We start from the raw sequence: 18359 nt of genomic DNA, 5'->3' as shown, positions 1-18359 counted from the left end.
CCAGAGTAGGGCTTGGGCTTCGGAACTCATGGTACCCGTTATCCGACGGGAAACCGGCAGCCCCTTTCAAGTGGTCTTCCCTGCATAAACCTGAAGCCGGAAGTATAGGTGCAAGTTTTGAGGTGGCCTACTTCGTCCCAGAGGGGCAGGCGCTGGACCTCCAGGTCCAGGTGCCCCGGAGGCGGCCCGGCGCGGGTATGGGTGCGGTGTTTGAGGCTCCCTATGCCGCGGAGTACGTCCGGGTAGAGGGCCTGGAGCTTGCGGACCGCTGGCCGGCCTCCCTGGGGGAGGTTTCGGGGGAAGTCCTCCGCTATCGCTTCCGCCTGGTCTACCCCGGTCCCGGGCCCTTCTTGGAGCGGGTGCCCCTAGATGTTGAAACCTCCCGGGGGGTGGTCCTGGTGGGGGCCACCCTGGATCCCACCCGCCTGGAACGCCGGGGCCGGGTGGCCAGTTGGGACAACGTCACCCCCGGCCTTTTGGGATATGCGTTCTACAACTACGTGCGGGCCTTCCGGGAAAGCCGGAGCCTGGAGACGGGGGAGAGCCTTTTCCTGCGCTGGACCCTAAACTCCTTCCTCCTGGCCTTCCTCAAGGTGGCCACCACCCTCCTCTTCGCTTCCATGGCCGGCTACGCCCTGGCCCGCCTACGCTTCCCGGGGCGGCAGGCCCTGTTCCTCCTCATGCTCTTCTCCATGATGGTGCCTGCCCAGGTGACCTTCATCTCCAACTACTTGGTGCTCCGTGACGGGATCTTTGGCCTCTCCCGGCTGTTTGGCGTGGAAACCCTCCTCAACACCTACACCGGTTTGGTCCTCTTGGGGCTCGTGGGGGCGGGAGCGGTCTTCATCATGAAACAGTTTTTTGAGTCCATCCCCAGCGAGGTGGAGGAGGCCGCGCTCATTGACGGGGCTACCCCCGTTCAGACCCTCTTCCGGGTGGTCCTGCCCATGTCCACCCCCGCCCTAGGGGCCCTGGCCATCCTCACCTTCCAGGGGGCCTGGAACGAGTTCTTCTGGCCCTTCGTGGTCCTCACCAGCCCCCGGGAGATCTACACCCTCCCCTTGGGCCTCCTCTCCTTCCGCAACGCCTATGGCCAGGTGGGGGATTGGGGGCTTATCCTGGCGGGGGGTTTTTTCTCCATGATTCCCATCCTGGTCCTCTTCGCCGTTTTCCAGCGCTACTTTGTAGAGGGCGTTGCGGTGGGGGCCTTGAAGGAGTGACGGATGCTGCCTTTGAAGGAAGACGACACCTACGCGGTTCTTTCCCCAGAAGGGTTTGCGGTGGAAGGCCCCGAGGGCTTCTACCGGCACGACACCCGATTCCTCGCTCGCTACCGCCTCCTCTGGCCGGAGGGGCTCGGGCTCCTGGGGAGCCAGAGCCCCAGGCCAGACCGCCTGATCCAGGACTGGGCCCGGTTTAGGGGGGCAGAGGCGGACCTCTACCTGAGGCGGGTGCTGGTGTTGGAGCGGGGGGGGTTTCGGGAGGAGCTTACCTGGTGGAATCTCGCTCGAGAGCCTCAGGAGGTCCGGGTGGGCCTCGAGGCCACCCCGGAGTTCGCCGACCTTTTCCAGGTACGGGGGTGGCACGGGAAACCCTCCTCCCCGGGGGGGTTTAGCCGCCTGGCCCCGGATGGCGTTCTCCAGGAGGTGCGGCTGGACCCTGCTCCCCAGGAGGGGGGCTGGACTCTGGCCCTCCTTCCCAAGGGGGAGGCCTTTTGGGTCCTCAGGGTGCGCCTAGAAAGCCCCCTAGAAGCTCCAGGGGCCCTTCCTTCCTATGAGGCCTTCCTGGGCTGGTTTCCCGAGGTGGAAGGCTCCTGGGTCCCCCCCTTTCGCCAGGCCCTTTTGGACCTCCGGGCCCTCCTCCTCTCCACCCCGGAGGGTCCAGTGCCCGCGGCGGGCATTCCCTGGTTCGTGGCCCCCTTTGGCCGAGACAGCCTCCTCACCGCCTTCATGCTTCTCCCCTGGGGGCAGGAGGTGGCCCGGGGGGTGCTCCGCTACCTGGCCCGCCGGCAGGGACAGGGCCAGGATCCTTTCCGGGAGGAGGAGCCTGGTAAGATCCCCCACGAGGTCCGCCTGGGGGAGCTTTCCCGGACGGGCCAGGTTCCCTTTGCCCGCTACTACGGCACTGTGGACGCCACTCCCCTCTTTGTGGCCCTCCTTGGGCGCTATCTGGAGCTCACAGGGGACCTGGCCCTGGTGCGGGAGCTCCGGCCTGCTTGGGAGGGGGCCCTGGCCTGGATGGGGGAGGCGGACCTGGACGGGGACGGCCTGCTGGAGTTCGCCCCCTCGGGCAGTGGACTGACCGTGCAATCCTGGAAGGACTCCCACGACTCCATGAGCCACCGGGACGGCCGCCTGGCCGAACCCCCCTTGGCGGTGAGCGAGGTCCAGGGCTACGCCTACGCTGCTTACAAAGCCGCGGCGGGGTTCTACCGGGCTCTGGGGGAGGTAGCCTGGGGGGAGGCCATGGAGGCCCGGGCGGGGGAGCTCTTCCGCCTGATCCAGGAGCGCTTCTGGCTTCCCGAGCTCGGCACCTACGCCCTAGCCCTGGATCGGCACAAGGAGCCCCTGGCGGTGAAGGCTTCCGACGCGGGCCATCTCCTATGGGCGGGGGCGGTGGACCAGGCGGTGCTCTCCGAGCTGGTGGCCACCCTCCTAAGCCCGGAGATGTGGTCGGGTTGGGGCCTGAGGACCCTGGGGGCAGGGGAGGTCCGTTACAACCCCCTCTCTTACCACAACGGCTCCGTCTGGCCCCACGACACCGCCCTCTTCGCCGGGGGACTTTTCCGCTATGGTCGCGCGGAGGAGGGCCGGCGGGTGGCCCAAACCCTCCTGGAGATGGCCCTTTCCCAGCCCGACCTGCGTCTACCCGAGCTGGTGGGGGGCTTCCCCCGGGAGGAGGGCCTGCCCCCCGTGGTCTACCCCGGGGCCTGCCGCCCCCAGGCCTGGGCTGCGGCCAGCCTGGTCTACCTTTACGCCCTGGTGGAGGGGGTTCGGTCTTGGTAGGGCCTGGCCGGGAAGGTTGGGCTTAGGGGCCTAGGCGTAAGGGCCTTCCCGCCACCAGGAGGTAGACCTCCTGGGCCTCCCGGGCCAGCCGAGCGTTCACCTCCCCCAGGAGGTCCCGGTAGCGGCGGGCCAAGGGGTTATCGGGGACGATCCCGAGGCCCACCTCGTTGGACACGGCGATGACCCGCTTGCCGCTTTCCTCTACCGCCTGGAGGAAACGCTCCGCTTCCTTCAAGGGGTCCAGGCCCGCCTCGAGGAGGTTCGCCACCCAAAGGGTCAGGCAGTCCACCACCACCACCCCATACCGGGCCCGCCACAGGGCCCCCGCCAGGTCCAAAGGCTCTTCCAGGGTTTCCCAGGTGAGGGGGCGTTCCCTTTGGTGGCGGGCGATCCTCTCAGCCATCTCCTCGTCCCGGGCCTCCGCGGTGGCGATGAGGGTGGTGAAGGGCCCCGCCATCCGCTGGGCCAAGCGGCTCTTACCGCTCCTGGCCCCCCCAAGGAGGAGGACCAGGCCCGGGGCGGGTGGGGGGTCGGGGCTTTGGGGTTGCCCCCCGGAGGCCGGATGGGGGTTGCCCGTGAGGCCTAGGGCCCGGTGGAGGGACCTTAGGTCCAGGTGGCGCTCTAGGGCATCCGCCAAGGCGTCCAGGGCCTCCTCGAGGCCCTTCGCCCTTCGGCCGAAGAGGGTCTCCTGCACCCTGGGGTCCTCCAGGAGGCCGTGGAGCCAGGTGACGAGAAGGGGCCCCTCCTGGTGGAAGAGGGGGAGGCCTTGGCCGTGGTGGATCTCGTACCCTTCCACCTCCAGGCCGTTGAGCCGGGCCCAGAAGCCTGTGAGGCCGGAGAGGCGCACCCGCCTCCGGGCCACGGTCTTTTCCTTCCGCATCTCCACCCGGAAGGGGAGGAGGCCAAGGCCGGGAAAGGCCCCTTGCTTCTCCACCCCCTCCTCGTCCCGGATCTCCTCCGCCAGCATCTCCGCCCCGCCGCAGATCGCGAGGACGGGCTTTCCCGCCTCGAGGTGGGCCTTCAGGAGGGGGAGGAAGCCTTTAAGCCACTCCAGATCGGCCGCGGGCAGGCGGCTTCCCGGAAGGATGAGGAGCTCGGCCCCTTCCGCCTCCTCCAGGGTCCTTGCGTGGCGGAAGTCCGCAAGCTCCGAAAGGGGCCAGAACTCATCCAGGTTGGCCGCGTGGGGGTAGCGGAGGAGGGCCACCCGCATCCCCTCGCCCCGCCTTGGCCGGTGGCGGAACCCGTCCTCCTCGGGGAGCTCCAGGGGAAGCATGGGGAGGGTCCCCAGCACCCTGACCCCGGTCCAGCCCTCCAGGAGGTCGTAGGCCGGCTCCAGGAGGCTCAGGTCCCCCCGGAACTTGTTGAGGACAAAGCCGATGAGGCGCTCCCGGTGGGCCCCCAAAAGGGCCCAGGTGCCAAAGAGGGCGGCCAAGGCCCCCCCCTGGTCCACGTCCGCCACCAACAGGGCCTTGGCCTCCGCCCACTCCGCCACCTTGAGGTTCGCCAGGTCCGGCCAGAGGTTCCGCTCCGCCGGGCTTCCCGCCCCCTCCAGCACCAGGAGGTCATACTCCTCCAGGAGGCCTTCCAGGGCCGCCCGCACCGGGGTTTCCAGCTGGGGCTTCCGTTCCTGCCAGGAAAGCCCCGAGAGGAAGGGGTCCGCCCGCCCCAGGACCACCACCTGGCTTCCCCTTTCCCCAAAGGGCTTGATGAGCACGGGGTTCATGCGCACCTCGGGGGGGACGCCTGCGGCCAGGGCTTGGAGCCACTGGGCGCTGGCCATCTCCCCGCCCTGGGCTACCCGGGCGTGGTTAGCCATGTTCTGGGCCTTGAAGGGGGCCGCCCTCAGCCCAAGCCGGCGGAAGTGGCGGAGGAGCCCCGCGGTGAGGAGGCTTTTCCCCACCCCGCTCCCCGTGCCCCAGACCATGAGGACCTTAGCCCGTCCCAAGGCGTGCCTCCACCGCTTCCAGGATGGCCCTGGCATCCTCTAGGGCCCTTTGGGCCGCCTCCTCGGTGTACGCCTCCTTGGGGGCTAGACCCGGCAGGGCATCGGGGTAGCGGGTGGGGATGGGGAGCTTGTCCAGGGCTAAGGCCTTGGGGAGAAGGGGCCGGAATGGGCGGGCCTCCTCCGGAAGATCCCGTATCAGGCGGGCCAGGCTGTGCCCCCAGGGGTCCAGGTCCAGGGCGATCCAAAGCCCTTTGAGCGCCTTTTCCCCAGCCTGCTGGGCCAGGAAAGCCGCCTGGGCGTGCTTGCCCGCTTGGAGGAGAAGGCCTGCCTCCAGGTCCTCCCTGGCCTGGGGGAGCCAGCGCTTAGCCTCGAGGCGCCTTTTCTCCGCGCTCATACAGGGGTCTAGCCTCCTTAAGCACCCTTCGCAGGAAGGGGAGGTCCCTTCTCTCCCGAAGCTCCTCAGGGGTAAGCACCAGGGCCTCCACCGGCCAGGGGCTATCATGGAGAAGCTCCAAAACTCTTCCAATGCGCTCCAGGGGTGGGAGGTCTGTCCTGGCCACCACCAGGAGGTCCAGGTCCGAGCGCCGGTCCGCGGTGCCCCGGGCCCAAGAGCCGAAGAGGTAAACCCCTTCCAGAGAAAAGGCCTTCTCCAGCCGGGCCACGGCCTCCTCCAGGTAGGCCTCTAGGCGCCCCTCCACCCCTTTAGTCTACCGGAACCCCAGAAAGGACCGCCTCCAGGGCCTGGAGGAGGGCCCTTATGGCCTCCTCCTTCTGGGCGGAAAGCCTAAGCCACTCGGGAAGCCCGAAGCTGGTGGCGTCCCGCACCCTTATCCCCCGCGCCCTTAGGGCCTTTGCCACCTCCGTGGCCCGCCCCACCCGCACCAGGAGGAAGTTGGCGGGGCTTTCCCGCACGGGAAGGCCCAGGGCCCTTAGGCCCTCCGCCAGCCGCCGCCTCAAGCGGTGGAGCTCCTTCCGGGCCTCCTGGAGCCAGGCCTGGGCTTCCGGGTCCAGGTGCCCGAAGAGGAGGGCCTCCCCGTAGACGGAAAGGGGCCAGCTGGGGGCCAGGTGCTGGAAGTGGGTAAGGTCCAGGGGGGCGAGAAGGTACCCCGCCCTTACCCCCGTGAGGCCGTGGGCCTTGTTGGGGCTAAAGAGCCGCCAGGCCCCCCCCGGTAGGGGCACGGGGGTCTCCAGGAGGTCGTGGTAGGCCAGGTCCAGCACCAGGGCGGCGTGGCCCCTTTGCGCGGTCCAGGCCGCCTCCTCCAGGAAGGGGTAGACCTCCCCCGTGGGGTTGTTGGGCACGCAGAGGAAGGCCAGGCCCGCCCGGGGTAGGAGCCTCAGGAAGTGCTCCGGGTCCTTGGCCGCCCAAAGGGGCAGGTCCAGGGCCTTGGCCGCCCGGGCGTACTCGCTGAAGGTGGGGGGGAGGAGGAGGATGGGGCCCCTGAGGTAGGTCCAGCGGGCCAGGCGGTGGATGAGCTCGCTGGTCCCTGTGCCCACGCTCACATGGGTTTCCGGCACCCCGTAATGCTCCGCCAGGGCCCGGCGGAGCCTGCGGTAGAGAGGGTCCGGGTAGCGGCTGGGGTCGGCCCGCCGCAGGTGGTCCAGGATGACCGGGTTGGGCCCTAGGGCGTTGGCGTTGGTGGAGAAGTCGTAAAGGGGTTCTGGGCCGTCGTCCGTGCCGCCGTGGATGGGCTTAAGCACGTCGTCAATCACTTCCCCCATCCTAGCCCCTCCCCTCGAGGAGACCTTGGCTTGGGCCGCAAAGGGCAGGGCCCGCACCGGGCCAAGCCGCCCAAAAGCCTCCCCGGCCGCGGCCCGAGGGTCTTGGAGGTGAGGCTTAGGTTTTTGTGGGTGAGACCCCCAACAAGAGCCACAGGTTCAAGACCGCAACCGCTACCGCAACGCCCCAGGCCAGAAGCTGGACCAGGGGCGGGTTGGCCATGGAACCCATAAGGTCCTTCCGCCCCGTGAGGTGGGCTAAAGGGAAGAGGACGAAGGGCAGGGCGAAGGAGAGGACCACCTGGGAGAGGACGATGAGCCCCATGGCGGGCAGGCCCAGGGTGAGGGCCAGGCTGGCAGGGAGCATAGCCGCCAGGCGCACCAGGAGGCGGAGCCTAGGCCCCCGGGCCCGCCCGCCGAGGAAGCCCTCCACCACCCGCTGGGCGGCCAGGGTCCCCGTGGTGGAGCTCGCCAGCCCGCTGGCCAAGAGGGCTAGGGCGAAGGCGAAGGCGGCCAAGGGGCCGAGAAGGGGGGTGAGGGTGCGGTAGGCTTCGGCCAGATCGGTGACCACCAGGCCCTTGGCGTGGAAGACCGCTGCGGCCACCACCAGGATGGCCCCGTTGACGAGCCAGGAGCCTCCGAGGCCGAGGAGGGTGTCCAGGAGGGCGTAGCGGTAGACCACTGCCTTGGGGAGGAGGCCCAGCCTGGTCTTCACCTGAGCGGAGTGGAGGAAGAGGTTGTGGGGCATGACCGTGGCTCCGAGGATCCCTAGGGCCAGGTAGAGGGCCTCGGGGCGGGCCAGGGTGGGGTCGGGCAGGAAGGCGTGGCGGAGGAGGGCTAGGGGCTCGGGCCGGGCCAGGGCCACCTCGAGGACATAGGCCCCGGCGATCACGGCCACGAAGCCCAGGACGACAAGCTCCAGCGCCCGAAACCCGAAGCGCTCCAGGTAGAGGATGAGGAGGACGTCCAGCACCGTGAGCCAGGCGGCCAGAAGGAGGGGCAGGCCGAAGAGGAGGTTTAGGCCCACGGCCACTCCCATGAACTCCGCCAGGTCCGTGGCCACCATGGCCACCAAGGCCACCGCGAAGAGGAGGGGCCAGGCCCGGTAGCGGGCCCGCATGTGCTCCGCCAGGTCCTGCCCCGTGGCCACCCCTAGCTTGGCGGCCAGGGCCTGGAGGAAGATGGCCAGGGCGCTGGAGAGGGTGACCACGAAGAGGAGGGCGAAGCCGAAGCGGCTTCCCGCCTCGAGGCTGGTGGCCCAGTTCCCGGGGTCCATGTAGCCCACGGCGACCAGGAAGGCCGGGCCCAGGTAGCGGAGGAGGGGAAGCCTGCGGACCATGCCCCTATTTTAGGCATACCTAAATCCGTTGTGCAAGGGCCCAGACCCCCAAGGCCCGAGGTTCTGAGCTTAGGGCTAAGCGCCTCGGCATTGAAAAATCCTCAGGGGGCTTGTGAGGAAAGGCGGGCTAGGCCCTTCTTGAGATTAGCCCTTCGCCCCCAGCGGGGGTGTAGCTTAGAAGGCAATGCGCGGACTCCGCCCGGCCTTGTTCCTCTTTCTCCTCGCTGCCCTGGCCATCAACGCCCCTTGGATCACGCAACGCATCTATGGCCTCTTCTACCAAGGATACGTGGGGCGGCTTCCCGCCTTTCCCCCTCCAGGACCGGGGGAACGGGTCCTCATCCTCGCACCCCACCCCGATGACGAAAGCTTGTGCTGCGGAGGGTTGATCCGGGAAGCCCTCCAGCGCGGTGCGGAGGTCCACGTGGTCTGGCTCACCAGCGGGGATGGGTTTGAGTGGGACGCGGCCCTGTTGGACCGAACCCTCTCCCCCTCCCCCCAGGATCTCCGGAACCTGGCCCTAACCCGCATGGCCGAGGCCCGCCAAGCGGCTTCTGCCTTGGGCCTACACCCCTCGCATCTCCACTTCCTCTGCTACCCCGACCGGGGCCTTCTCCACCTTTTCCTGGAGCGCTACCGCACCCCCTACACCTCTCCCCAGACCCGCTTGGACCAGGTGGCCTACCCCGGGTGCCGCACCCCGGGCGTCCCCTACACCGGCCAGGCCTTGGAGGCCGACCTGGAAGGGGTTTTGGCCCAGGTACGCCCTACCCTGCTCCTTGCCCCCTCCCCTCTGGACGCCCACGCTGACCATCGGGCCACGGGCTACTTGGCCTTGCGCCTTCTCCGGCCTGGCCTTTCCGCCCTTTTTTGGATCGTTCATGGGGGGGTGGAGTGGCCCTTGCCCAAAGGGCTTCACCCCGCCCTGCCCCTCGAGCCCCCACCCCGGGGCCGGGGCCTCCCCTGGCAGAGGCTGGACCTGACCCCTTCCGTCAGGACGGCCAAGGAAGCCGCCCTCCTAGCCTATCGAAGCCAGACGGAGATCCTAGGGCGCTTCCTCCTGGCCTTCGTTCGGCAAAACGAGCTCTTCTCCCCCCACCCCTTACCGCCGGCCTCCCGGTAGGGAGACCCTCAGGCCTTTCAGCTTCCTTTCAGGTTTGCAGGTATACCATGGGGGCATGAAAAAACCACTTTTCCTCGCCATGGGCGCCCTTCTCCTGGGCCTGGCCCTGGCCCAGGCCTCGGCCCTGGAGTTTAAGCTTCCAAACGGCAAGGTCTACGCCTACCCCATTGCGAAGAAGGGCAGGGACCTTCTCTCCGTGGAGGTCCGCATCGGCAAGCGGGTCTACACCCTCTCCACCGTACTCAAGAACCGCCACCTGACCCTGGGGTCTAAGGGCGAGCTCGAGGCCGCCTCCGGGGCCAAGGGCGGGGGCGGGAACAAGTAGGCCCCTGGGGAGAAGGGGGCCCTAAGGGCCCCCTTGAGCCTTTCCACTTCCAGGACGATAATGGCTCTGGGCCTTTGAGCCTTTCGCACGGGAGCCCGAAGGGAAAAAGCAGCATGAAGACTCTACGCGCCGATCTACCTCAAAGTCGTAGCTAGCCGGGCCGGGGTCCTCCCCCGCCTGGCGGAGGGAGGAACCCCATGCGCCCGTGGAACCATCTGCCCAAACCTAACCGGTACGATCTTCTAGCCGCGCTAGTGGTGGCCGCCCTTCTCGGCGCGTTTCTCTTGGCCTCTAAGGAAGTGGTGGGACCTTACCGGCCTGCCTCCTTGGATCTGGATCCCCAACACTTGCCAGAGTACGCCCTCCGAACCGGGCTTCGCATGGGTTTGGCGCTCCTCCTTTCCTTCGCCTTCACCTTGGTCTATGCGCCCTTGGCGGCTAAGACCCGGTGGGAACCCCTTCTGGTGGCCATCCTAGATATCCTCCAATCCGCACCCATCCTGGGCTTTCTCGCAGCGAGCGTAGGGGCTCTGGCTGCCCTTTTCCCGGGGAGAGCTTTGGGGTACGAGTTGGCCGCGGTGTTTGCCGTCTTCACCTCCCAGGCCTGGAACATGACCTTTAGCTTCTACCAATCCCTCAAGACCCTCCCCCGGGAGCTGGAGGAGGTGGCCCGCCTTCACCGCTTAAGCCCCACGCACCGCTTTCTGCGGCTGGAGCTCCCCTATGCCCTCCCCGGTTTGGTCTGGAACGCCATGATGTCCATGTCCGGAGGGTGGTTCTTCGTGGTGGCTTCGGAAGCCCTTACCGTGGGCCATAAAGAAGTAGATCTTCCAGGCATAGGCTCCTACCTGGCCCGCGCCATCGCCCAGGAGGACGGGCGGGCCATGGCTTGGGCGGTGCTGGCCATGTTCCTGACCATCCTCCTTTACGATCAGCTCTTCTTCCGGCCCCTGGTGGCCTGGAGCGAGCGCTTTAAGTACGAGGAGCAGTCCGGAACCTATCCCAAGCCTTAGGGGAGGCTCTCTTGGAACGGGCCCTTTCCTGGGGCAGGGGGAGCGGGGGCCCTGCCCTACACCTTCCTCCCTGGGCCCCCCTCGCCTTCCTGGGTCTTGGGGGTGGGCTGGGCTTTGCTGTCCTGGCGAGACTCCTCCTACCCCTCGGCCCCCGGGAGTGGACTTTGGCCTTTTCCCTCGGTTTCCTAACCCTGCTCAGGGTTCTGGGGATCCTCCTCGTGGCTAGCCTGGTCTGGGTGCCCGTGGGCGTCCTCTTGGGCCTAAGACCGGCCCTGGCCGTTCGGGTCCAGGCCCTCCTCCAGTTCCTGGCCGCCTTCCCCGCCAACCTCCTCTACCCCTTCGCGGCCTTTCTTCTCCTACACTACCGGCTTTCCATAGAGGTCTTCTCCGCGTTGCTCATGGTCCTGGGTACCCAGTGGTACATCCTCTTCAACGTGACCGCGGGTTCCCTAGCCTTGCCCCAGGACCTCAAGGAGGCCGCCCGCCTTTACGGCCTAAGGGGGATCGTCCTCTGGCGCCGCTTTCTCCTACCAGGGGTGTTTCCCTTCCTGGTTACGGGGCTCATCACCGCCAGTGGGGGAACGTGGAACGCCTCCATTGTAGCCGAGGTGGTCCAGTGGGGCCCCCACACCCTGGAAGCCCGGGGCCTGGGCAGCTACATTGCCAAAGCCGCCGCAACTGGGGACAAGGGAAGGCTCCTCTTGGGCATCGCGGTTATGAGCTTTTTTGTGGTGGTGCTGAACCGCCTCCTCTGGCACCGGCTCTACCAGCTGGCGGAGCGCCGTTTCCGCCTTTAGAGGAGGAGCCTCAGCCCGCTTAGGAGGTGAAGGATGAAGCTCTTAGAGGCCCAGGGAGTCCGCAAGGGGTACCGGGTAGGGGCACAGGAGCGGGTGATCCTGGAGGGGGTGGACCTGGAGCTCCGCGAGGGCGAGATCGTGGCCCTTTTGGGGCGTTCCGGAGGGGGCAAAAGCACCCTCCTCCGTATCCTGGCGGGGCTCATCCTCCCGGATAGGGGCGAGGTGCGCCTGCGGGGGCGGAGGGTAGAGGGGCCAGCGGAAGGGGTGGCCATGGTCTTCCAGAGCTTCGCCCTCTTTCCCTGGCTTACGGTGCTGGAGAACGTGATGTTGGGTCTGGAAGCCCAAGGGATGCCTAAAGGGGAGAGGATCCGACGGGCCCGGGAAGCCATAGACCTCATCGGCCTCAGCGGGTTTGAGGAAGCCTTGCCCAAAGAGCTTTCCGGCGGGATGCGGCAGCGGGTGGGTTTCGCCCGGGCCCTGGTGGTGGAGCCTGTGGTCCTTTTCATGGACGAGCCCTTATCCGCCTTGGACCCGCTCACCGCCGAGGGGCTCAGGGGGGATTTCCTGGACCTATGGCTGGGGAGACGGCTGCCCACCCAGGGTGTTTTGGTGGTCACCCACAACATCGAGGAGGCGGTGGCCCTGGCCGACCGGATCCTGATCCTCCAGGGTAGCCCGGCCCGTATCCGTTGGGAGATTCCCATCCCCCTCTCCCACCCCCGCGACCCCGGGGACCCCCGGTTCCGGGCCCAGGTGGAGGCCATCTATCAGGCCCTAACAGAACGGGAAGAAGTGGAGCACCGTCTGGAGGAAGAACTCCTGCGCCTTCCCGAGGCTCCGGTTAGCCGCATCCTAAGCCTGGCGGAGGCCATTGCCCGTTTGGGGGGCCGGGCCGACCTGCCCCTTTTGGCCGAGGAGGAGGGCTTGGAGGTGGACGAGCTCTTTCCCCTCTTGGAGGCCCTCGAGCTCTTGGGCTTTGCTCGGGTAGTCCAAGGGGACGTGGAGCTCACCCCGGCCGGCCTTTCCCTAGCCGGGGGCGATCTGGAAACCCAGAGGCTTCTCTTTGCCGAGCACCTCCTGCGGTACGTGCCCCTCCTGGCTCAGCTGCACCAAGCCCTCCTGGGGCGGGGGCAGGTGCCGGAGGAGTGGGCGTTGCGGAGGCTGGAGGGGCACCTCCCCCCCCAGGAAGCCCAGCGGGTTCTGGGGGTGGTGCGGGAGTGGGGGCGTTTTGGGGGGCTTTTCCTTTGGGATGAGAATGCTCGGGCTTTCCGCCCCCGGGGGGAGTAGGGCCACGAGCCCTTTGGGGGTCTTCCTGAGGGAGCTGGACCTGAGCTTGGGGGGAGGCCCTGGAAGGCCAGGGGTGGAGTTTTCCCGTTTGGGGCCCGCATGCTCCGGTAGCTTTTAGGCCCCAGGTGCCCGGTGGCATCGGAAGGGGGAGCGTCAGGGTAGCGCTTTGGAGCGGCCTCTTTAGGGTTCCTGCCGAAGCCTCTACCATAAGGCCACACCCAAAAGCCCCCCGAAAACGTACCCCACCCCGCCCACCAGCCACATCCCTCGGCGGAGGTCCTGGGGGGTGGGGGAGGGGGCTTGGGGGTTCAGGGCATAGACCCCCCGCTTCCGGAGGCGTACCCCTAGGCGGAGGGCCAGGGCGGCCATGGGGTAGCCTGCGTTGGGGGAAGGGGTCTTGCGGGCCTCCTTTAGGAGGCGGGGCCAAAGCCGGGGTGGACAAAGGAGGAGGGCGGTGAGGCGGGCGGGGAGGAGGTTCAGGAGGTCGTCCGCCCGGGCGGCGAAGGCTCCCCGGGCCCCGTGCTCGGGGTAGCCCCACATGGCGTCCGCGGTGTTGGCGTAGCGGTAGAGGGCAGCTCCCCCGAGGCCCAAGAGGGCGTAGTAGAGGAGGGGGGCCACGAGGCTATCCGCGAGGTTCTCCGAGAGGCTTTCCAGGGCGGCCTCCCGCACCTCTTCCGGGCCCAAGTCCCCTGTCTTCCGGCTCACGATGCGGGCCAGGCGGCTTCGGCCGGCCTCGAGGCCCTCCCCTAGGGCCCGTTCCACCTCCACGACCTCCAGGAGGAGCATCCGCAGGCTGAAAAGGGGCTTGAGGAGAAGGCCCAAAAGGACCCATCCCCAGGCCAGGGGCCTTAAGAGGAGATCCAGGAGGAAGGCAGGCAGGGTGAAGAGGAGGGCGCCCAAGCCCCAGTAAAAGGCCCCCGACCAGAACCCCTGCACCCGGGGCCAGGCCCAGCCCAGGTACCGGCCCATGAGGACCACGGGGTGGAGCCTCTCTGGGGGCTCTCCCAGGAGGGCATCTAGGAGGAGGGCCAGGAGGAGGCTCATTCTTCGGTTGACAAGCGGTCTAGAACCCGGTGGGGCCAGTCCACCACCACCACGCTTCCCGGGGGCACCAGCCCGTCCTCCCCTAGGGTCCGGAGCACCGCCCGCACCACCCCCCCGTGGGTGAAGAGGAGGCTGGGCTCCCGAAGCCCATCCAGAAGACGAAGGACCCTCTCCTGAAAGGCCTCCAGGGCCTCCCCCCCAGGGGGGTGGAAGTCCTGGAAGCGGAGGAGGGCCTCCTTGTGGAGGGGGTCCAGCCCTTCCCAAGGGGCCCCCTCCAGGAGGCCGAAGTGGATCTCCCTGAGGCTTGGGGTGGCCCTAGGGGCGAAGCCCGCAAGCTCCGCCGTCCTCAGGGCCCGCTTCAGGTCGGAGCTGTGGGCGGGCAAGGGGGGAAGCCGGCCCCTCAGGGCCAGGGCCTGGGCCTCTCCTTCAGGGGTCAAGGGAAGGTCCGTCCAGCCGAGAAGCCGCCCCTCCCGGTTCCAAAGGGTTTCCCCGTGGCGAACGAGCCATAGCTCCATCAGCGCCGCACCACCACCTTGCCCACGTGCCCCCGGTCCAAGAGGGTTTGGAAGGCCTTTTCTGCCTCCTCAAAGGGAAAGACCGCCCCCACCACCGGCCTAAGCCCCTGGCCTAGCCGGGGGAGGAGGAAGCCTAGGGCCTCCTCCACCAGGGCCCTTTCCCGAAGGAGGGGGGCGAGCCAGAAGCCCCGCACGCAAAGGTTTTTGCGCATGAGCCGCAAGGGGTTGATGGGGGCCACCTCCCCCTCTGCGGCCCCCACGTAGACCAGGACCCCTCCCGGCTTCAGGAAGCCCAGGCTTTCCTCCACCTCCTTGCCCCGCACCTCGAGGACGGCCTCCACGCCCCCAAGGCTTTGCACCGCCTCGGGAAGGGCTTCGTAGGTGGCGGTTTGGTCCGCCCCAAGCCTCTTTGGCACCGCGAGCTTCTCGGCCCTGGAGGCCGCCGCCAGCACCTTAAGCCCAAGGGCCTTGGCCACCTGCACCGCCGCGGTGCCCAAGGCCCCCGCCGCCGCCTGCACCAGGACCCAGCTCCCCGGGGCCACCCCCCTCAGGGCCAGATAGGCGGTGAGGAAGGAGACGGGAAAGGCCGCGGCCTCCTCCGGGCTTAGGTCCTCGGGGAGGGGGAGGAGGGCCTCCTTGGGCACCGCCACCCGCTCCGCAAGCCCCCCCTGGCCCAAGAGGGCCGCGTACCGCCGGCCCCCCACCCGCCCCACGGCCTCCATGCCGGGGACGAAGGGGGGGTGCACCCGGGTGAGGTAGGCCCCTAGGCGCAGGAGGTGGTCGGCGAAGTTAAGGCCCACCGCCTCCACCTCCAGGAGGACTTCCCCGGGGCCCGGGGTGGGCTCGGGGAGGTCTTTGAGGGCGAGGGGCTTGCCGAGGGCTTCCTGGACCCAGGCCTTCATGGCTCCAGTCTACATGTAGAATCTTCCCATGGACCTCGAGGTGCTGGAAGCGGCCAAGATGCGCATGGGGGAGCTCACCAAGCCCCCCCGCTCCCTAGGGTACCTGGAGGAGGTGGCGGTGCGCCTGGCCGCCATCCAGAGCCGGGTCAAGCCCGAGCTCGGCCCCGGGGGGGTGGTGGTGGCGGCCGCCGATCACGGAGTGGTGGAGGAAGGGGTTTCCGCCTACCCCCAGGAGGTCACCTTCCAGATGGTCCTGAACTTCCTCCGGGGCGGGGCGGCCATCAACCGCCTCGCCCAGGTGGCGGACTGCCGGGTCTACGTCCTGGACGTGGGGGTGAAGGGGGACCTCCCGGACCACCCGGGCCTCCTCAAGGCCAAGGTGCGCCCGGGGACGGCCAACCTGGCCCGGGAGGCTGCCATGACCTTGGAAGAGGCGCAAAAGGCCCTGGAGGCGGGCCGACAGGCCGCCCGTAAGGCTCTAGAGGAAGGGGCCACCCTCCTGGCCGCGGGGGACATGGGCATCGGGAACACCACCGCGGCCGCGGCCCTTTCCGCCGCCCTCCTGGGGCTTTCCCCGGAGGAGGTGGTGGGCCGAGGCACCGGGGTGGACGAAGAGGGCCTAGCCCGCAAGCGGCGGGCGGTGGCCCAGGCCCTGGCCCGCCTGCGCCCCGGGATGGGGCCTTTGGAGGTGGCCGCGGAGGTGGGGGGGTTGGAGCTCCTCGCCATCGCCGGGGTGTACCTGGAAGGGGCGGAGGCCAGGGTCCCCTTGGTGCTGGACGGTTTCCCCGTCTCCGCGGGCTTCCTCTTGGCCTACCGCTTGGAGCCCAAGGTCCTAGACTACGCCTTTGCCGGCCACCTCTCCCGGGAGCCTGGCCACCGGAAGGTACTGGATGCCCTGGGCCTGAGGCCCCTCCTCCAGCTGGACCTGGCCCTGGGGGAGGGGACGGGGGCGGTGCTGGCCATGCCCCTCCTGCGCGCTGGGGCCGCCATCCTCCACATGGCCACCTTCGCCGAGGCCGGGGTGAGCGGCCCAGTATCCTAAGGCTATGATCCTCACCACGAGCAGCACGGTGGAGGGCCGTAGGGTGGAGGCTTATTTGGGCATCGTCTTCGGGGAGGCCATCGTGGGGGCCAACCTCTTCCGCGACCTCTTCGCCCAGATCCGGGACATCGTGGGTGGGCGGAGCGGGGCCTATGAAGCGGAGCTCAGGCGGGCCCGGGAGCTTGCCCTGAAGGAGATGGAGGAGGAGGCCCGCCGCCTCGGGGCGGACGCGGTCATCGGGGTGGACATAGACTACGAGGTTCTCGGGGGGAACAACTCCATGCTCATGGTCACCGCCAGCGGCACCGCGGTGCGCCTTGCTCCCTAGCCCCTTGCGCGCCTTCCTGGCCGCCTTCGCCCTTCTCACGGTCCTGCCCTTGGGCCGGGGGTTCGCTCCCCAGGACCTGAAGGGGGCCTCGGCCTTCTTCCCCCTGGTGGGCTACCTCCTGGGGGGCCTTCTGGCCCTGGCCTCCCTCTTTCCCCTTCCTCCTGGGCTCCTCGGGGCCCTCCTCCTCGCCCTCTGGCTTGCGCTTACCGGCTTCCTCCACCTGGACGGGCTTCTGGACACGGCCGACGCCCTCCTTGGGGCTAAGCCAAAGGAGAAGCGCCTCGCCATCCTCAAGGACCCCCACCTGGGGGCCTTCGCCTTCGGGGTGGGGGGGGTACACCTCCTCCTCAAGTGGCAGGCCCTGGCCCTGGCCCCAGAGCCCCTCTTTCTCCTCCTCCTCCCCGGCTTCGCCCGCTTTGCCTTCCTGCCCTTCCTCCAGCGCTACCCCCTGGCCCACCAGGGGATGGCCGCCCTGGTGAGGGGAGGCCCTCTCCTGCCTGCCCTCCTCCTCGTCCTGCCCTTTCCCTTCCTCTACCCCATGCCCGCCCTCCTGGCCTTCCTTGGGGCCTACGGGGTGGCCCGGCTGGCCCTCGCCCGCCTGGGGGGGCTCACGGGGGATGTGCTTGGGGCCATGATTGAGCTTGCCGAGCTCTTCGGCCTGCTAGGGTATGTCCTATGGAACCTCCGCGCCTGAAGCCCTACGAGCGGCCTAAAGGGGAGAGGCGGGGCCTCCTCCTCGTCTACACGGGGGACGGGAAGGGGAAGAGCACCGCGGCCTTCGGCCTGGCCCTAAGGGCCCACGGCCGGGGCCTTAGGGTGGGGATCTTCCAGTTCATCAAGCACCAGGGGGCCTGCTTCGGGGAGCACCGGGCCTTTGCCCAGCTCGGGGTGCCGGTGGAGGGCCTAGGGGACGGCTTCACCTGGAAAAGCCGGGACCTCGAGCGCTCCCAGGCCCTGGCCTACGCGGGCTGGCAAAGGGCCAAGGAGGCCCTCCTCTCCGGGGCCTACGACCTTTTGGTCCTGGACGAGATCACCTACCCCATTCGCTACGGCTGGGTGCCCCTCGAGGAGGTCCTGGAGGCCCTAAGGGCCAGGCCCCCCCACGTGCACGTGGTCCTCACTGGCCGGGGGGCGCCGGAGGCCCTTTTGGAGCTGGCGGACACCGTGACGGAGATGCGCAAGGTGAAGCACGCCTTTGACCAGGGGGTCCCCGCCCAGCGGGGGATGGAGCACTGAGCGTCTCGGCGTTGAAAATCCTTACGGGGCTCGAGGGAAGGGCGTTTTTGGATCGGCCGCCAGGCTACCTTGACCTTTTTCCTGAGGCCCCGCTTAGGGGGGCTTCGGTGGGGTGCTTAAAGGCCTCACCGAGAGGGTGTGCGCTTATCTACATAAGACTAGCCCGCTTGGCAGGTTCCGGTTTGGTGGGCCTGACCCCCGAGGAGCCGGAGGTTTTCCGTGCCCGTTGGGAAGGCAGGGAGCCTTGAGGATGCCTTCTGGGGTGTTGCGGGATACTTCCCTCTGGATCCGCCACCTCCATCCTGGGGGGACGAGGCCCTGAAGGAGGAGGTGGCTCGGCTCTTCCGGGCAGGACGGGCCTGGATGGCCCCTCCCATTCGGACCGAGCTTTTGGTGGGCGCTCGGGACGCAGGGGCTTTTAAGAAGCTGGCGGAGTTACCGGATGGTCTTCCGGAAGTCCCCTTAAACGCTCTGGTCTGGCGGGAAGCGGCCTGGTTCGGCTTCTAGGCCTGCAAAAGGGGTTACACCCTGCCCCTTGCCGACCTCCATATGGCTCAGGCGGCTCTTGTGGGGGGGCTTGAGCCTTGGCATGCGGGTGTGCACCACGAGCTTCTGAGGACCCCCTCTTTTCCTTAGGTAAACTTCCCCCCTTTCGGATATTCAGCTGCATACTCACGCCACCGCCCTGAGCACCTGACCGATCCCCAAGCCCCGCGCCGAAAGCACCTGCGCCACCAGGGAA

The 18359-nt window shown here is 68.2% G+C and carries 19 protein-coding genes and 1 pseudogene; 12 read left to right on the top strand and 8 right to left on the bottom strand.

What is annotated here, in order from left to right; translation table 11 throughout:
* Positions 1 to 116: 116 nt before the first annotated feature.
* Together WKI94_RS08285 and WKI94_RS08280 are read left to right on the top strand one after the other, a co-directional pair.
* Positions 117 to 1220 (top strand): annotated as a pseudogene (locus tag WKI94_RS08285) (carbohydrate ABC transporter permease); the annotation flags it as partial.
* Positions 1221 to 1223: 3 nt separating this feature from the next.
* The gene (locus WKI94_RS08280; protein WP_337845290.1) at positions 1224 to 3005 is read left to right on the top strand and encodes a glycogen debranching N-terminal domain-containing protein; all 1782 of its coding nucleotides are present in this window, start codon (positions 1224 to 1226) and stop codon (positions 3003 to 3005) included.
* Between the two features lie 22 nt (positions 3006 to 3027).
* Here WKI94_RS08280 and WKI94_RS08275 read toward each other — a convergent pair whose 3' ends face one another.
* From WKI94_RS08275 to WKI94_RS08255, 5 genes are all read right to left on the bottom strand, one after another.
* Positions 3028 to 4950, bottom strand: coding sequence for a cobyric acid synthase (locus WKI94_RS08275; protein ID WP_337845289.1), 1923 nt, complete (start codon positions 4948 to 4950; stop codon positions 3028 to 3030).
* A complete protein-coding gene (locus WKI94_RS08270) occupies positions 4937 to 5344 on the bottom strand; it encodes a HEPN domain-containing protein (protein ID WP_337845288.1) in 408 nt (135 codons plus the stop codon). Before WKI94_RS08270 ends, WKI94_RS08275 begins: the two co-directional genes overlap by 14 nt.
* Positions 5313 to 5648: a nucleotidyltransferase domain-containing protein gene (locus tag WKI94_RS08265; RefSeq protein WP_337845287.1), complete on the bottom strand. Its 336-nt coding sequence runs from the start codon at positions 5646 to 5648 to the stop codon at positions 5313 to 5315. Before WKI94_RS08265 ends, WKI94_RS08270 begins: the two co-directional genes overlap by 32 nt.
* Positions 5649 to 5652: 4 nt before the next feature.
* Complete coding sequence (locus WKI94_RS08260; protein ID WP_337845286.1) at positions 5653 to 6669, bottom strand: histidinol-phosphate transaminase; 1017 nt, start codon at positions 6667 to 6669, stop codon at positions 5653 to 5655.
* Between the two features lie 115 nt (positions 6670 to 6784).
* Positions 6785 to 8005 (bottom strand): Nramp family divalent metal transporter, encoded by a 1221-nt coding sequence (locus WKI94_RS08255; RefSeq protein WP_337845285.1) that lies wholly within the window; start codon positions 8003 to 8005, stop codon positions 6785 to 6787.
* A gap of 184 nt (positions 8006 to 8189) precedes the next feature.
* Between WKI94_RS08255 and WKI94_RS08250 the strand changes: the two genes are divergently transcribed.
* From WKI94_RS08250 to WKI94_RS08230, 5 genes are all read left to right on the top strand, one after another.
* The gene (locus tag WKI94_RS08250; RefSeq protein ID WP_337845284.1) at positions 8190 to 9128 is read left to right on the top strand and encodes a PIG-L deacetylase family protein; all 939 of its coding nucleotides are present in this window, start codon (positions 8190 to 8192) and stop codon (positions 9126 to 9128) included.
* A gap of 55 nt (positions 9129 to 9183) precedes the next feature.
* Entirely contained in the window at positions 9184 to 9453 is a 270-nt protein-coding gene (locus WKI94_RS08245; protein WP_337845283.1) for a hypothetical protein, read from the top strand.
* 197 nt (positions 9454 to 9650) lie between these two features.
* The gene (locus tag WKI94_RS08240; RefSeq protein ID WP_337845282.1) at positions 9651 to 10466 is read left to right on the top strand and encodes an ABC transporter permease subunit; all 816 of its coding nucleotides are present in this window, start codon (positions 9651 to 9653) and stop codon (positions 10464 to 10466) included.
* 11 nt (positions 10467 to 10477) lie between these two features.
* The gene (locus WKI94_RS08235) at positions 10478 to 11263 is read left to right on the top strand and encodes an ABC transporter permease subunit (protein ID WP_337845281.1); all 786 of its coding nucleotides are present in this window, start codon (positions 10478 to 10480) and stop codon (positions 11261 to 11263) included.
* A 33-nt stretch (positions 11264 to 11296) separates the two neighbouring features.
* The gene (locus tag WKI94_RS08230; protein WP_337845280.1) at positions 11297 to 12550 is read left to right on the top strand and encodes a nitrate/sulfonate/bicarbonate ABC transporter ATP-binding protein; all 1254 of its coding nucleotides are present in this window, start codon (positions 11297 to 11299) and stop codon (positions 12548 to 12550) included.
* A 201-nt stretch (positions 12551 to 12751) separates the two neighbouring features.
* Here the strand turns inward: WKI94_RS08230 and cbiB are convergent, their stop codons facing one another.
* From cbiB to WKI94_RS08215, 3 genes are read right to left on the bottom strand one after another with little or no spacing between them, the layout of a single operon-like run.
* Positions 12752 to 13594: an adenosylcobinamide-phosphate synthase CbiB gene (gene cbiB / locus WKI94_RS08225; protein WP_337845279.1), complete on the bottom strand. Its 843-nt coding sequence runs from the start codon at positions 13592 to 13594 to the stop codon at positions 12752 to 12754.
* Positions 13591 to 14109: a histidine phosphatase family protein gene (locus tag WKI94_RS08220; RefSeq protein ID WP_337845278.1), complete on the bottom strand. Its 519-nt coding sequence runs from the start codon at positions 14107 to 14109 to the stop codon at positions 13591 to 13593. The genes cbiB and WKI94_RS08220 overlap by 4 nt, the downstream gene beginning before the upstream one ends.
* Positions 14109 to 15011: an NADPH:quinone oxidoreductase family protein gene (locus WKI94_RS08215; RefSeq protein WP_337845277.1), complete on the bottom strand. Its 903-nt coding sequence runs from the start codon at positions 15009 to 15011 to the stop codon at positions 14109 to 14111. The genes WKI94_RS08220 and WKI94_RS08215 overlap by 1 nt, the downstream gene beginning before the upstream one ends.
* A gap of 28 nt (positions 15012 to 15039) precedes the next feature.
* Between WKI94_RS08215 and cobT the strand changes: the two genes are divergently transcribed.
* The 5 genes from cobT to WKI94_RS08190 all read left to right on the top strand — a co-directional run bounded on the left by cobT (position 15040) and on the right by WKI94_RS08190 (position 18124).
* Positions 15040 to 16053: a nicotinate-nucleotide--dimethylbenzimidazole phosphoribosyltransferase gene (gene cobT / locus WKI94_RS08210; protein WP_337845276.1), complete on the top strand. Its 1014-nt coding sequence runs from the start codon at positions 15040 to 15042 to the stop codon at positions 16051 to 16053.
* 4 nt (positions 16054 to 16057) lie between these two features.
* Positions 16058 to 16381 (top strand): heavy metal-binding domain-containing protein, encoded by a 324-nt coding sequence (locus WKI94_RS08205; RefSeq protein WP_337845275.1) that lies wholly within the window; start codon positions 16058 to 16060, stop codon positions 16379 to 16381.
* Positions 16382 to 16385: 4 nt separating this feature from the next.
* Complete coding sequence (locus WKI94_RS08200) at positions 16386 to 17075, top strand: adenosylcobinamide-GDP ribazoletransferase (protein WP_337845274.1); 690 nt, start codon at positions 16386 to 16388, stop codon at positions 17073 to 17075.
* Positions 17057 to 17617 (top strand): cob(I)yrinic acid a,c-diamide adenosyltransferase, encoded by a 561-nt coding sequence (gene cobO / locus WKI94_RS08195; protein ID WP_337845273.1) that lies wholly within the window; start codon positions 17057 to 17059, stop codon positions 17615 to 17617. The genes WKI94_RS08200 and cobO overlap by 19 nt, the downstream gene beginning before the upstream one ends.
* A gap of 330 nt (positions 17618 to 17947) precedes the next feature.
* A complete protein-coding gene (locus WKI94_RS08190; RefSeq protein WP_337845272.1) occupies positions 17948 to 18124 on the top strand; it encodes a hypothetical protein in 177 nt (58 codons plus the stop codon).
* Positions 18125 to 18359 lie beyond the last annotated feature (235 nt).

The sequence above is a fragment of the Thermus sp. genome (assembly GCF_037444525.1).
Classification (GTDB): Bacteria; Deinococcota; Deinococci; order Deinococcales; family Thermaceae; genus Thermus.
This window is presented reverse-complemented; position numbering and strand designations above follow the sequence as displayed.

Excerpts from the sequence above, each read along its gene's own strand:
- WKI94_RS08240 (WP_337845282.1), top strand. The coding sequence starts at position 9,651 with ATGCGCCCGTGGAACCATCTGCCCAAACCTAACCGGTACGATCTTCTA.
- cobO (WP_337845273.1), top strand. The coding sequence starts at position 17,057 with ATGGAACCTCCGCGCCTGAAGCCCTACGAGCGGCCTAAAGGGGAGAGG.
- WKI94_RS08270 (WP_337845288.1), bottom strand. The coding sequence starts at position 5,344 with ATGAGCGCGGAGAAAAGGCGCCTCGAGGCTAAGCGCTGGCTCCCCCAG.
- WKI94_RS08245 (WP_337845283.1), top strand. The coding sequence starts at position 9,184 with ATGAAAAAACCACTTTTCCTCGCCATGGGCGCCCTTCTCCTGGGCCTG.
- WKI94_RS08230 (WP_337845280.1), top strand. The coding sequence starts at position 11,297 with ATGAAGCTCTTAGAGGCCCAGGGAGTCCGCAAGGGGTACCGGGTAGGG.
- WKI94_RS08205 (WP_337845275.1), top strand. The coding sequence starts at position 16,058 with ATGATCCTCACCACGAGCAGCACGGTGGAGGGCCGTAGGGTGGAGGCT.
- WKI94_RS08280 (WP_337845290.1), top strand. The coding sequence starts at position 1,224 with ATGCTGCCTTTGAAGGAAGACGACACCTACGCGGTTCTTTCCCCAGAA.
- WKI94_RS08255 (WP_337845285.1), bottom strand. The coding sequence starts at position 8,005 with ATGGTCCGCAGGCTTCCCCTCCTCCGCTACCTGGGCCCGGCCTTCCTG.
- WKI94_RS08250 (WP_337845284.1), top strand. The coding sequence starts at position 8,190 with ATGCGCGGACTCCGCCCGGCCTTGTTCCTCTTTCTCCTCGCTGCCCTG.
- WKI94_RS08220 (WP_337845278.1), bottom strand. The coding sequence starts at position 14,109 with ATGGAGCTATGGCTCGTTCGCCACGGGGAAACCCTTTGGAACCGGGAG.
- WKI94_RS08215 (WP_337845277.1), bottom strand. The coding sequence starts at position 15,011 with ATGAAGGCCTGGGTCCAGGAAGCCCTCGGCAAGCCCCTCGCCCTCAAA.
- cobT (WP_337845276.1), top strand. The coding sequence starts at position 15,040 with ATGGACCTCGAGGTGCTGGAAGCGGCCAAGATGCGCATGGGGGAGCTC.
- WKI94_RS08260 (WP_337845286.1), bottom strand. The coding sequence starts at position 6,669 with ATGGGGGAAGTGATTGACGACGTGCTTAAGCCCATCCACGGCGGCACG.
- cbiB (WP_337845279.1), bottom strand. The coding sequence starts at position 13,594 with ATGAGCCTCCTCCTGGCCCTCCTCCTAGATGCCCTCCTGGGAGAGCCC.